Annotated in this window: 13 protein-coding genes and 4 pseudogenes; 12 read left to right on the top strand and 5 right to left on the bottom strand. The window is 47.9% G+C overall.

All coding sequences use genetic code 11. The annotated features are described in order from the left end of the window. The 4 genes and pseudogenes from NDA02_RS27190 to NDA02_RS27175 all read left to right on the top strand — a co-directional run. Nucleotides 1–174 (top strand): peptidoglycan-binding domain-containing protein, encoded by a 174-nt coding sequence (locus NDA02_RS27190; RefSeq protein WP_347277940.1) that lies wholly within the window; start codon nucleotides 1–3, stop codon nucleotides 172–174. Next, on the top strand, nucleotides 171–464 hold the full coding sequence (locus NDA02_RS27185; RefSeq protein ID WP_190794869.1) for a hypothetical protein: 294 nt from the start codon (nucleotides 171–173) through the stop codon (nucleotides 462–464). The genes NDA02_RS27190 and NDA02_RS27185 overlap by 4 nt, the downstream gene beginning before the upstream one ends. Nucleotides 465–536: 72 nt before the next feature. Further along, the gene (locus tag NDA02_RS27180) at nucleotides 537–914 is read left to right on the top strand and encodes a nuclear transport factor 2 family protein (protein WP_190794868.1); all 378 of its coding nucleotides are present in this window, start codon (nucleotides 537–539) and stop codon (nucleotides 912–914) included. 367 nt (nucleotides 915–1,281) lie between these two features. After that, a pseudogene (locus NDA02_RS27175) lies at nucleotides 1,282–1,467 on the top strand (response regulator transcription factor); the annotation flags it as partial. 136 nt (nucleotides 1,468–1,603) lie between these two features. Here the strand turns inward: NDA02_RS27175 and NDA02_RS27170 are convergent. Then, nucleotides 1,604–1,831, bottom strand: a pseudogene (locus tag NDA02_RS27170) (IS5/IS1182 family transposase); the annotation flags it as partial. Nucleotides 1,832–2,009: 178 nt separating this feature from the next. On the opposite strand from NDA02_RS27170, the gene NDA02_RS27165 reads away from it, so the two are divergent. Beyond that, entirely contained in the window at nucleotides 2,010–2,204 is a 195-nt protein-coding gene (locus NDA02_RS27165) for a hypothetical protein (protein WP_348256251.1), read from the top strand. A 28-nt stretch (nucleotides 2,205–2,232) separates the two neighbouring features. Here NDA02_RS27165 and NDA02_RS27160 read toward each other — a convergent pair whose 3' ends face one another. Beyond that, a complete protein-coding gene (locus NDA02_RS27160; RefSeq protein ID WP_348256250.1) occupies nucleotides 2,233–2,946 on the bottom strand; it encodes an IS6 family transposase in 714 nt (237 codons plus the stop codon). Between the two features lie 120 nt (nucleotides 2,947–3,066). Between NDA02_RS27160 and NDA02_RS27155 the strand changes: the two genes are divergently transcribed. The 5 genes and pseudogenes from NDA02_RS27155 to NDA02_RS27135 all read left to right on the top strand — a co-directional run bounded on the left by NDA02_RS27155 (nucleotide 3,067) and on the right by NDA02_RS27135 (nucleotide 6,954). After that, a complete protein-coding gene (locus NDA02_RS27155) occupies nucleotides 3,067–3,825 on the top strand; it encodes a hypothetical protein (RefSeq protein WP_190790453.1) in 759 nt (252 codons plus the stop codon). 252 nt (nucleotides 3,826–4,077) lie between these two features. Next, entirely contained in the window at nucleotides 4,078–4,413 is a 336-nt protein-coding gene (locus tag NDA02_RS27150) for a hypothetical protein (protein ID WP_348256249.1), read from the top strand. A gap of 110 nt (nucleotides 4,414–4,523) precedes the next feature. Beyond that, a complete protein-coding gene (locus NDA02_RS27145; RefSeq protein WP_348256248.1) occupies nucleotides 4,524–5,609 on the top strand; it encodes a WD40 repeat domain-containing protein in 1,086 nt (361 codons plus the stop codon). 271 nt (nucleotides 5,610–5,880) lie between these two features. Further along, nucleotides 5,881–5,997: pseudogene (gene cutA / locus NDA02_RS27140) on the top strand (divalent cation tolerance protein CutA); the annotation flags it as partial. Nucleotides 5,998–6,147: 150 nt separating this feature from the next. Beyond that, on the top strand, nucleotides 6,148–6,954 hold the full coding sequence (locus NDA02_RS27135; RefSeq protein ID WP_347277826.1) for a PhnD/SsuA/transferrin family substrate-binding protein: 807 nt from the start codon (nucleotides 6,148–6,150) through the stop codon (nucleotides 6,952–6,954). On the opposite strand, the gene NDA02_RS27130 is transcribed toward NDA02_RS27135, so the two are convergent. Next, the gene (locus tag NDA02_RS27130; protein ID WP_190790457.1) at nucleotides 6,947–8,233 is read right to left on the bottom strand and encodes a tetratricopeptide repeat protein; all 1,287 of its coding nucleotides are present in this window, start codon (nucleotides 8,231–8,233) and stop codon (nucleotides 6,947–6,949) included. The genes NDA02_RS27135 and NDA02_RS27130 overlap by 8 nt on opposite strands. A 278-nt stretch (nucleotides 8,234–8,511) precedes the next feature. On the opposite strand from NDA02_RS27130, the gene NDA02_RS27125 reads away from it, so the two are divergent. After that, nucleotides 8,512–9,456 (top strand): zinc-binding dehydrogenase, encoded by a 945-nt coding sequence (locus NDA02_RS27125; protein WP_190789741.1) that lies wholly within the window; start codon nucleotides 8,512–8,514, stop codon nucleotides 9,454–9,456. A gap of 552 nt (nucleotides 9,457–10,008) precedes the next feature. Here NDA02_RS27125 and NDA02_RS27120 read toward each other — a convergent pair. Both NDA02_RS27120 and NDA02_RS27115 read right to left on the bottom strand, forming a co-directional pair. Then, nucleotides 10,009–10,284: a hypothetical protein gene (locus tag NDA02_RS27120; protein WP_190789740.1), complete on the bottom strand. Its 276-nt coding sequence runs from the start codon at nucleotides 10,282–10,284 to the stop codon at nucleotides 10,009–10,011. Between the two features lie 623 nt (nucleotides 10,285–10,907). After that, complete coding sequence (locus NDA02_RS27115) at nucleotides 10,908–12,005, bottom strand: catalase family protein (RefSeq protein ID WP_190789739.1); 1,098 nt, start codon at nucleotides 12,003–12,005, stop codon at nucleotides 10,908–10,910. 281 nt (nucleotides 12,006–12,286) lie between these two features. On the opposite strand from NDA02_RS27115, the pseudogene NDA02_RS27110 reads away from it, so the two are divergent. Continuing rightward, nucleotides 12,287–12,366, top strand: a pseudogene (locus NDA02_RS27110) (IS6 family transposase); the annotation flags it as partial.

The raw sequence follows: 12,366 nt of genomic DNA, 5'->3' as shown, positions 1-12,366 counted from the left end.
ATTACAGCTTCTGCAATACGAGATTTACAGCAACGGTACGAAATCCCAGTCACAGGGCAAGTCAATCCTACAACTTGGGAAGTCCTAGATATGCGCGAAAACCCCTATCGATCACCGCTTCCCTGGAAACAACAGAACATTACACAACCACAAGTCACAGGAGATTTTTCATGAACCGAAAGATTCTTTCAACCAAAATTACAACTACAACCACAATCGCAATCACAATTCTGTTCGGCGTACTCCTACTGTTCAATTTTCCATCCCTGGCTCAAGTCAATTCACAAGTGATTCCCAGAATCGAAGTGATCGAAGGTTCCCAGGAAATTCCACCCAGCTACCGTTTAGTCATTAGCCGATCTCAGGACAATGTTTATGTCTTCTGTCCGACTGACTTCGAGCCAGAGTTGAACTATCTGCGAAATGTGAAGGCGATTCAATGTAAGCCGTTTACCAGTCCCTAGAAGTAAACTAGTGAGGGGCAACAGCATAACAACTCACACCACTTTTTTGCTTTGAACAGAGGAGAGATTCAGATGTCAGAGAAAAACAAAGCCATTTTAGAAGAGGCAAATGCGGCGAACGCTGCAGGCAACTATGAAGGATTCTTGTCATTCTGCACTGACGACACGAAATGGACGTTCGTAGGGGACAAGACCCTTAACGGAAAAGAAGCTGTTCGCCAATATATGGCAGAGACATACATAGAGCCGCCAAAGTTTACGGTCGCCAACTTAATCGCTGAGGGTGATTTCGTCACGGCAGTTGGCGACATCACACTGAAGGACGCAGACGGGAAGGCGGATCATTACTCGTACTGCGATGTCTGGCGCTTTCGTGACGGAAAGATTGTCGAATTAAGGGCTTTCGTCATCAAAACCGAAGTCAAGGATGAAACTAGCAGCGCGGCGTAATTAGAAGCTCATAGATTCGTCTTTTGAATCCACCGCAAGCTAGAGGGTATAACTTTAATCTTGTCCGTAATCTTGTCCGTGGTGTGATCGCTGAGGTAGGGTAAATCGCGGCAGCGATCGCCGCTCTAGTCACAACGCTTCTGCACAAAGCTGCAACGCTTTTGTATCAAATTGCAATCCTTTTGCATCAGACCGCAATGTTTCTGTATCGAGTCATCTTGCTTCTGTCACAGGTTGCAATGTACAGCTATCAGCAAAAACTTGATTGATTTATAACTCATAGTGAGCAACTTTAACACCACCTAAGAGGTTTTTTATGCAAGAGACAAAATACTCTTCCTCAGTGTCTTTTGAGACTACGCACAGGCTCTCAAGCCGTGAATTGGAAGTTTTGAAACTCATGGCGGAAGGTCAAAGTAATTCTGAAATTGCAGCCCATCTATATCTCAGCCACAACACTATAAAAACTTATGTACGTGGTATCTTCAACAAACTTGGAGTTGACCATCGTGTACAAGCTGCTGTAGTTGCTTTACGTCAAGGGCTGATTTAAGAGGTTCAATGATGACTTCTGAAGAAGCACTGGAAGTTGTAGAGCAAATTTTACCACCAGGAACACTAACCTCTGTCAAAGTAGTGGTATTTCATCACTCTTGGAACGGTAAAGAATATAGAACCTATTTGAGATCTTAAGGAGAGGCTGCAAGCCGCTTAATCATTAGCCGAATGAAGCAAAGGTTGAGTTTGGTTATGGCAATGGCAAGCGTCCGCTCAAAGTTCTTGACCAAGATTTTACAACGCTCCATCCAGGCATTGGAACGCTCAATCACCCACCTGGCAATTGCCGGAACAAATCCAGATTTTCCCTGTTCTGCCTTTTCTTGTTTCGAGGGCTTGGTCAAAAGCTCAAACCTGATTGGTGGTACTCAAGATGTAATGATGAAGAAGCAAAGTCTTTTCTGTTCTCCTACCATGCCTGCGTGCCCGATTTGTGCATCCACCAAAACGGTTAAGAATGGTCACATCCACAACGGTAAATAACGATTCAAATGCCACGACTGCAAACGACAGCTCATCGAACAACCCAGCAAAAAAGTGATCGACCAAGCCACGCGGGAACTAATTGACCGCTTGCTGTTAGAGCGGATTTCATTAGCTGGTATTGCTCGTGCGACACAGGTTTCTCAACAATGGCTGCAAACCTACGTGAACGAGAAATATGCGAAGGTGCCCCGTCAAGTGCAGGTGACACCCAAAAAAAGGGGTTCTGTTGCAAAGATTTTAAAGTAACAAACGAACTGCTCTCGTTCGTATTGCTTTAAGCACTCACTCCGAAGATTTCATTGACGAATTCTGCTTGAGATACACTTTCCCCTTGGTTAACCCCCTTCACTTGTCCTTTGCAAATCATCGCCATTGCTTCGATTCCTCTCAATGTTCTTCTCGCTGTGTTGAACGACTGAAATCCCATCATTGGTTTTACAATCCGTTTCACGTTGCGGTGGTCTTGCTCAATCATGTTGTTCAAATATCTGCTTTGCCGTAATTTGGTCTCGGCTTTTAACGTTTTATCTTCCTGTAATTCATCTATCGCGACGGGATAGGCAGCATTCTTATCAACGGTGATCACCCGTGGAGTTTGAGTGTGTTTCGCTCCCAACACTTTGCGAAAAAAGCGTGCCGTAGCTTTTCCGTCCCGCTTCGCACTGAGCATGAAGTCCAAGGTATTCCCCTCTGAGTCCACCACTCGGTACAAGTACTTCCACTCCCCTTTGATTTCGATGTACGTCTCGTCCACCCGCCAGGAATCGTTTGTGGGATTGAGAAGGGGACGAATACGTTTGTCGAGCTCTGGCGCGTAGTCCTGCACCCATCGATAAATAGTGGTGTGATCTACCTCGACTCCACGTTCTAACATCATCTCTTCTAAATCTCGATAACTCAAAGCATAACGGCAATACCACCGTACATTTAACAGAATGATCTCTGGCAAAAAATGCCGCCACTTGAACGGAGCTTTCGGATCAACCACCGGACGTTAATTTTTCTCTCGGTAGACGCTAATTCTATCACTTCTTGCAACAGAACCAGAAATGCCGCCACTTGAACAGAGCAGCAGTAGCCATCGGAGGGCGAGAAGGCATAACGGGGCTTGTCTACCTTACCAGCGGCTGTTTTTGCGACACAACCGCAGTTTGAAAACCAGGACACGAAACGCGCTAATGAAATCCTCGCCAGGGCTAATCGTATTGCACAACAACGACTGCGTTTAGGAACAGGGATTTTAGCTGCTGCACTGTTGGCAGCCTCAGGCATTACCGTCTGGTCAACCCGATCGCTGAATCGTGCCACGCTTGTTGGCCAGGCAGAACGAACGAGCACTAGTGCCCTCGGCCAGTTTTCCTATCAACCCAGTGAGGCATTAATTTCTGCGTTAACGGCAGCACAAAACTTACAGCAAGCAACGGGTGATGCAAAGCAGTACGTTACAACTACACCTATTCTAACCCTACAGCTGATACTCGATCGCATTCAAGAACAGTCGATCGGCGCAACCAGCAACACAACTGCGCGTCCTTTTACCGCAAATGGTGGACAGATATTATTTTACACAGGACACACGCAACGCGATCGCACTGATTATCAAATTTTAGACGTTGAGGGACGACAAATTAATCAATTTCAGCAGCAGGGAATGATTGATAAAGTTGCCCTGAGTCCTGATGGAGAACGTTTTTTAGCAATCAAAGCAGACGGTACGGCAACGCTTTGGAGTACTGCGGGCAATGCAATCGCCACTTTTTCAAGCCTGCAAACTCCAATTTTAGGAATTGCGTTCAGCCCTAACGGTCGCCTGCTTGCCACGATCGAACCTGTTATTGATGCTGGTAGTGACAATAGTGCAACTTAGCAATGACAAATCATAAGGCTCTGGAATGATCAGGGACAGCTTGTTGCGGCACTGAATCACCAGTCGCTGGTCGTTGAATTCGGCCCAGATGGAGAGCATCTGCTGACGGGTGGCGATCGTCAGGTAAAGCTCTAGAACAATCAGGGACAAGCTGTTGCGATTTGTCAGGGTCAGGGGCAAGTCCTCAAAGCCCGTTTCAGCCCAGATAGTCAGTCTGTCTTGATGGTCGCTGCTCAAGGAAGAACCGCCATAGTGACGCAGTGTGATTTGAATGGCAGGGTAAAGACATCAGTGGAAACGCGATCGCAGGGAACGATCGATGCTCAAATTAGCCCAAACAATCAATTTATGGCGATCGGCTCAGAGGACGGTAAGCTGCGGCTTTATGACCTTCAGGGCAATCTGCTCCGAGAGTTTCAGGCGCATTCAGGCGGAATTTATGCAATTGCTATTAGTCCGGATGGTCAGCAACTTGCAACGATTGGCAGCGATACGGTAACGCAGAACCGGGACGATCGCATGCGAGTCTGGAATCTTGCCGGACAGCAGCTTACCGAATCGAGATTTCGAGGATATAGTATAAGCTGAAGTTCAGCCCCAATGGCAAAACAATCGCCCTTTCTGATACCACGTTTCTACATCTGCAAACGCCTGAGACTTTATATTCTCCGCTCTCTCAGCAGGTTTCCATAGTGCGAATGAACCCAAGTGGAGAATCGTTTGCAGCTTTATTGAATGACGGCACAGTAGAGATCTGGAATTCTCAAACTCAAGGCAATTTGTCACTCCCGTTAAGTGAATTTGCGATCGATAATTTACGATTTAACGCATCAGGAGAATATCTTTTGATGCATAGCGGTCAGAACAGAACCGTAACTGTCGGGGATCTACGAGGAAAGACGATTGCGAAACTTGCTGGAACTTGGGGCGAAGATTGGCTGAATCCCCTGACCTGGAACAACCCAATCAGTCCTGATGGACGCTATGCGGCAACGCTGCAAGTCGATAATACGATTCAAATTTGGACGATAGCTGGAGACAAAGTTGCAGTAACCTCTCCAATTTCAGGCAAAGTGCAATCGATCGCCTTCAGTCCCGATGGTCAATTCTTGGCAACTGCTGGCGGGCAGGGGAAAGTTCAGCTCTGGAATTTGCAGGGGCAACCTGTGGCAAACTTTCAAGCGCATCCGAACTGGGTCGATCAGGTGTATTTCACAGCCGACGGAAAAGGGTTGATGACGATCGCTCCCAGTGATTCCGGTACAGCAGCAGTGCAAACTTGGGACGTACAGGGCAACCCAGTTAATAAAATTCGTAGCGATCGATTTACGGACGGTACAACTTTTTCCGATCTTGCCCGCTTTACGTTTACCAATCCTCAAACCAATCAATTTATTTCTGCTGCCGACGATCGAGCTTTCTTGTGGAATCTCAACGGTGAAACTGCGACGCTGCATGGGCGACAGGGCTGGTTTATTCCCACTTCGGTTCAAGCTAATGCCGTGCAAATTAGTGCAAGTGGTCAACAGATTGCAACACTAGGAGGCGATCGTCAGATTCGCGTGTGGGATGGCAGAGGCAATCAAATTGCTCAGTATGAAGGTTACGCGATGGCACTGAGCGCAGACGGCAAAAGTATTGTTGTAATTTCTGCAAACAACACACCAAAACAGTATCCGATTCGCGACTTGAATGAATTAATTGAGCAGGCTTGTCGCTGGCTCCGTCCTTCAATCGCCCTAGAGGGAACATCAGAAACTCGTCAAATTTGTGATGTTCCCTGACTTGATATGAAACCATCAACGTCAATACTCATTAAACTGAACATGATGAGTAGAGGGTTTCCACGAGCAAAAGGCATAGAATTCAAGACCCATCATGAGCTTATTATTCGTTCACGTCCTATTTAGGCTGGCTGTAGTTCTTCTGCAAATCGGTCATGTTGAGCGGTCTTAGTTATCCTGGATAAGGAATTTCTAGCATGTTTTTGAAGTATAATACAGTAAACCGATCAAGATATAGTATTTATTACAACTTTTCTGTCAAAACTTTTCCATGAAACTCCACTACATCACCCTTAAGACTACGGAGGAAGCCCGTCAAATTGGCAATGCTTTACTGGAGCAGAAGCTAGCAGTCTGCCTGAATTGGTTTCCAACTACCTGCGCCTACTGATGGAAGGGCAAGATTATTAAGGAACCGGAAGTGGGCTGATTGTGAAAATGACAATCTTTATACATTAATATTCAATTGATATTCAACGTGCAGAAAGAATTTCGGCAAGCAATACCTGATCGGATTCAAGGTCATCCTACTAGGGCAGTGTCCTATCTATCTCCGAACTTGTTCTGGTTTTATGAGGCGATCGTTGCCTTTCTTGATCGCACCTTCCATCTCAATATTCAATTTGAGCAGGGCAAATTTGATCCACTCGATGATCCTCAACTGTATCAAAACCAGTGGGATTTTGTGTTTATCTGTGGTTTGCCGTTTGCCAGATATCTCATGCGCAGCAAAGCTGATCTGGAATGGATCGCACCAGATTCACTTATTGCCATCGCTGCGCCTGTGATGCAGAGCGATCGCTATCAGAGCAGTCCCATCTATTTTGCTGATGTGATTGTTACAGTGGATAGTCCCTATTTCAGTCTCAGTGACTTGGCAGGAAAAACACTTTGCTATAACGATCGCGGTTCTAACAGTGGCTACAACTTGCTGCGACAGCGAATCCTTGAACAGGGCTATCCTGCCCCATTTTTTGCGCAAGCGATTTCTTCTGGATTCCATCAGCAATCAATGCGCTGGGTTGCAGAGAAACTGGCGGACTGTGCGGCGATCGATAGCGTTGTTTTAGAACAAGAACTGCGAGATTTCCCTGAATTGCAGCAACGACTGCGCGTGATTGATTCAATTGGGGCTTGCCCAATGCCGCCGATCGCAGTTTCTCAGCGGTTTGACACAGCAACAATTCAGCAAATTCAAGCAGCGCTGCTTCAGCCGGATACCGAACTGCAAATCGCAATGACAAAAGCACGGATTCGTTGCCTTGCCCCAGTTCGATCGGAGGATTATACGATGCTGGCAGTGCAGTACCAGGCTGCCATTGAAGCAGGATACGAGTTTATCTAGCGATCGCTATTCTGGAATGGGGAAGTGGGCGCGGCTGAGCTCGTTTCTGATGTCGCTGTTCCTGATGTCGCACTGCATCGCGATAAATTTGCTGGAAGAGCTGTCGCTGGGCGTGGCTCCCGCCAATCCTCCAGAGCTGCGGTAGAACGGGCTGCAGATGGTCGATCGCTTCCTGCCAGTGCCCCTTCGCATGGTCGATGATACCCTGTGCCGCAGGTAAAGCAACCTTGAGCCACGGTGATTGTGCCTCCGGATGCAGCGTTTGGATGTGCACTTCCATGCTGTTAAGCATTTCCCTTACCCACGACAAGCGACCTGCTCGCGTCAGGGCATAGAGGTAATGCAGGTCTTGAAACGGCAGGGCGTGTTCGTGAAGGCGGGGCAACAGATACAGGGCTAATGCTTGCCAACGAGATTTGCCAACGTCGATGCCTTGCAGTTCTAAGCGCAGCAGCAGGGCAATCGCCCCAACCTGATCTTTCGGGGAATCCTTGCGGGCATGCCCCCATACTTTCTGGTCATACAGCTTCAGCACCCCTTGAGCATCCTGCTTTGCTAAATAATAAAGCGCAATGTGCCACCAATTATGCGTATAAAGCATAGAGTTGCAGCTTTCCCAGGTATTCGCGAGGCTTTCCATCCAGGCAATGCCTTCGTCTACACGCCCCTGCATCTCCAGCACATGGGCAACTGCATGATGCGCCCAGGGATTTTGCCGCTGCATTTCCGTTGCCCGTCGCCCCCACTGTTCTGCAGTTTCAAGCTGATGGCACTGTTCCAGTCCAAAGGCAATCATGCCGTGTAGATAGGGATTTTCTGGATTGGCAGGAAGAACCGTTTGAGCAATCCACAGCAGTCCTGCTTTGTCGCCTTGATAAAAATAATGGTACTGTCCCTGCTGTACAGAAATTAAATCGCGAGGAAACTTTTGCGCGATCGCTTCGTGCAGTGCGATCGCCTCATTAATCTCACCTTCTGCCCAGGCTGCAGTTGCCTGAATATAAAGCTGTTCTCCCTCACTCGTTCGATCGGCAAATTGCTGTGCTGCTCTGAGATGGGGAATCGCCTGCTGTCGTCCGGCTTGACTTTCTTGCGACAGGTAATAAGCCGCAGCATAAGCCCGGACGATCGCGCAGGTTGGGTCGGCAGCAATGCCCTGAAGCAGCAGCGATTCAACCTCCTTTCCATAGCAGAGTGCCCGCTCGGAAAAGGTATCGATCGCGGCGATCGTCTCTGGTGAGTCTGTCGTTATATCAAGGTCTTGAGCCGTTTTTAACATCAGATCTTTCCACCCGTAGCAAAATGTTCAACATCATTAGCCCTATCAAAGGCTTTCAAATCAAGGCGAATTAACTAAAATACAGTAAGCTGACGTACAAACCGTAGTTTAATTAATTGAGATATAACATGGCTAAAAATGAATGTCCAGATATCGCTGTGGCTTGACGCTGGAAATCAAAGAGCTAGAGAATCTTTGAAAACACCAGAAAATGTGATCCAAAAGACATCTCTCTTTTGTGACTAAACTCAATTTGAAGTCTTTCTAATGGAGCTACGATGCCTAAAATTCGTGCCGTTGTAGTTGAACCTAGCGCTCCTGAACGCTGGCTTGTGCGAGAAGTCGATGCCCCAATCCCTGCTGCTAATGAAGCTTTAGTCAAAGTGCAGGCAGTTTCCCTAAATCGCGGTGAAGTGAGACGGTCCCTGACGGCTGAGTCAGGCTGGCAGCCCGGATGGGATTTAGCGGGTGTGATTGAAACTCCTGCGGCAGACGGTTCCAGCCCACCTGTAGGAACGCGAGTTGTGGGGTTTGTTCGATCGGGAGCTTGGGGAGAGATAGTCGCGGTTCCAACAAATGCGATTGCCCTTTTACCGGATACCGTTTCGTTTGCTGAAGCAGCAACCCTACCTGTTGCAGGATTAACGGCATATCATGCGCTAAAACAGGGCGGACTCTTGCTGGGAAAATCTGTCTTGATCACAGGCGGATCAGGCGGTGTAGGCAATTTTGCTATTCAACTAGCGCGGCTATCCGCTGCAAAGGTCATTGCTCATTTGCGGCGATCGGATCAAGAAGCCGCAGTAAAAGCTGCAGGCGCACAGGCAGTGGTGATTGGGGAAGATTTGCCGTTAGATAGCGAATACGCTCCCTATGATCTCATAATCGAATCAGTTGGGGGCAAAACCCTTGCAGCGACGTTGGGATCGGTTGCACCCGATGGAACGGTTGTTTTGTTCGGTACGTCGGGCGGCAATGAGGTGACGTTTAATGCGCAACGCTTCTATGGTGTGAGCAATGGTGCAAGCCTGTATGCGCTGATTCTGTTCCATGAACTGAGACGAGAAACGGCATCGGTTGGATTACAGCGGCTCTTGGGACTGGTAGCAGAGGGACAGCTCAAGCCGCAAATTTCGGTCGAGGCTCCCTGGATGCAGGTTGCAGATATTGCTCGGCAATTACTCGATCGTCGCTTTCCAGGAAAAGCAGTTTTGTATTTTTGATTTCGGAAATTTCGCAAACTTGGAGAAGTCACTTTAATTAGGAGTCACAAGACTTTAGCTAAGGTGATTTAGTTAATGTGATTTAAGCAGCTTTATGTTCTTCTATCCTTAAAATTGTTACTCAAGCAACAACTTTTAGATCCAACTTTTCGAGCGAACATTACAGCTCATTGCGCTTTCAGAAAAAACAGAATTCGATTGCTTGACTTGAGGCAGTCGTCCCGTTACTATGCCTAGTATTCCTATTAAATACGGTAAATCGATCGACTTACAGCAATTTAATTTGAATGCTTAGGGTATTACAGTATTGCTTTTGCCATGGAAAGAGAAATTCGGCGGTAAAAGCAGTACTGATTTATTATTTATTGGGCTTTTATTGGGGTTAATACCACTGCTCAATGCCTCATGGAGTGACAAAGGAGGTAAAGAACAGACTGGATCAAGCTCATCACCCTTAAACCTAATCGAAAAAAGGGACGTTTTGGGGGTTTGAGAAGCATGAGTTTCCCTGCCCACTCTGACCACAGATCCATCCGGCTAATCCATAACTGTCTATACAGTCCAATGTAAGTAGGCAATCGCCACCAGCAGGACTAAAGCTTGGAACCGTTGTCCAGTTGCTCGATAGCTTTCCATGTTGTAGCCGCCCTTCTTCAAGTCTTTGAACATCGGTTCAGTCGAAAACCTTTTGGCGTAACTGTTGAGTGCAGCTTCAAGGCAGACGAGGTTGGTCAACAGATACCAGACTTGATTGGTTTGAGATTTCCGATAGCTTCGTCTCCAGCGGGTTACGAGATTAAAGCGACCAGACCCCTGCTGTCGCGTCACCTGCACTTGCACTTCAAAGCAGGCACTCCCCGGAAACTGGAGTAACTCGTTCAGGCGTTCAAACTGGGCGTCTGGACGAAACTGACGGTGGTGCTTTGAGGTAGACCAGCATGAATCCTACCTGCTGATGGCCCAACCCGTCAGCAAAGGCAATGCTGTGAAATTCTCGCTCTCCCAACACAATTGAGCGATAGCGTTGCATCAAAGCCAATACTGGATGCAGAACGATTTTTTGTTCAGACGCAGAACTTGAGCTACCTTGGTCGAGGCAGAAATCCAGTTAGCAACAGAATGAATTTTTGCTAAGTGCTTTATTCCTGCCCCGCCTACTTGAATGTTTTGAATCTCTTATGACAATCTTTCTATCTCCTTAATCTCTAACAGCTGCTCGGTTACAGCTTCATTATGCAATTCAACCGATTGCGGCAGTGGGTGCTGTTCTGGCATCGCCTGAGCCTGATGGTAGCCACACTAGTCTTCACTGGAATGCTCAGTTTCACGTTTTTGTCGAGAATACCATTCCCATACAGAACTCTTTCCGAGTAGCACTCGATTCGGTGAATCTGGTCCTCCAAATGCTCGATAGCCAGTGAGGATCGCACGAACTCGATCAGAGCAGCTTCCTAGTCCGGCATTTCCTCAAGGCTTCGTGGTTCTTGCTTGGGCTGCTGGTTCATCTTATGCCGGTAACGACTGGACGCCTCATAGACCTCCTTGCGTAAACGCTGAATCGATCCCAGCGGCTGATGTTCTGCAATACAATGCCAGGCATTAAACGATAAGACGTCATCCACGTACACCTGCCGGGCAGGGCTGTATGCTTCCTGTGTTGGAATTGTGATTCTGGCGATCGGCTGATAAAGACTTTCCCCTTCTGGCCACTCGATCGACGCATCCTCGATCGGCATCGTTTCTAGATTGGTGCAAAGCTGAACACGCAGTTCATACTCAGCGGACTGTTGTCGGAAGAACTCAACGATCAGGTTGCGCAGCGCAGAAGCATTGTTGGTATTAATGCGTTTGCCAATAAGCGGCTGAAGGCTGGCAGAGAGGGGAGCAATACTCAATTTAGCAATGTAATCTCCATAGCGCAGGGCAGCAGCAGTGTAATAGGTTTCCCCTAGAATATGAGTTTCAGGATGAGTAATGCCCAACGCTGTTGGATAGAGACTGATGCCTGCTTTTTCGGTTATCGCATTCACTAGGCGGGCAGCCGTTCCCAACAGTTGTTGCGCCTCCTCTGGGGCACTGACCACAACCTTTTCCTGAAGGAGCTGTTCCGGGAGAAAGCGAGCGATATTACCCGATGGAAAAACCGGACTGTTGATCAAGAGAAAATCCTGGGTGACGGCATCCGGCTCCAGTAGCTTCGGTTCTGCCACGCCAATGACCTTGATTGCCATGCCACGAAAGCAGGATAGACCATCGGGCATGATGTCACCCGGAACTGTCGAGAAGCGAATCATCACTGGGTAGGTGCCGGGCTCGCGGAATAATCCCTGTGCGAGGTGAACAGGCAAGTTGTCGTAAACAGTCAGTTCCCCCTTCAGTCCGCCATGGCTCTTCGCATGGGCACCCCGCATGGCATGGCGATGCTTGTCAAACACCTTCTGCCCCTGCCGGGCAACAGAGTCTAGGATTTCGCGGACGAGTCGATCCTCATCAGGTTGCTTGACTTCTACAGTCTGAGAGTAGCGGACGTACGGTTTGGGGTTGAGCATTGGGCGATCGATTCGAGTGGGATCTAAACTTATACATCTGTAGTTTAAGGATTCGTCCCTGGCTCCTCTACTTCATCCTACTTAAGGAGGAAATGAATCAGAAGGCATAACACTCTCGATGACTGTATCGAATTGCTAAACCAAACATCTGTATCTTGGGAAAAGCACAAACTTAGGGAATACTAAACCCTCGTACTACGGGTTTTGTTCTCTAAGCGGTTGTGTCGCAAAAACAGCCGCTGGTAAGGTAGACAAGCCCCGTTATGCCTTCTCGCCCTCCGATGGCTACTGCTGCTCTGTTCAAGTGGCGGCATTTCTTGCCTGAAATTATCCTGCTCAATGTTCGTTGGTACTGCCGTTA

This window comes from Leptolyngbya sp. ST-U4, assembly GCF_039962215.1.
GTDB lineage: Bacteria > Cyanobacteriota > Cyanobacteriia > Elainellales > Elainellaceae > Leptolyngbya_A.
The sequence above is the reverse complement of the archived record's forward strand: the minus strand, read 5'-3'. Positions and strand labels throughout refer to the sequence as shown.

Coding starts and splice junctions, on each gene's coding strand:
- NDA02_RS27185 (WP_190794869.1), top strand. CDS start 171: ATGAACCGAAAGATTCTTTCAACCAAAATTACAACTACAACCACAATC.
- NDA02_RS27180 (WP_190794868.1), top strand. CDS start 537: ATGTCAGAGAAAAACAAAGCCATTTTAGAAGAGGCAAATGCGGCGAAC.
- NDA02_RS27145 (WP_348256248.1), top strand. CDS start 4,524: ATGAACCCAAGTGGAGAATCGTTTGCAGCTTTATTGAATGACGGCACA.
- NDA02_RS27130 (WP_190790457.1), bottom strand. CDS start 8,233: ATGTTAAAAACGGCTCAAGACCTTGATATAACGACAGACTCACCAGAG.
- NDA02_RS27125 (WP_190789741.1), top strand. CDS start 8,512: ATGCCTAAAATTCGTGCCGTTGTAGTTGAACCTAGCGCTCCTGAACGC.
- NDA02_RS27115 (WP_190789739.1), bottom strand. CDS start 12,005: ATGCTCAACCCCAAACCGTACGTCCGCTACTCTCAGACTGTAGAAGTC.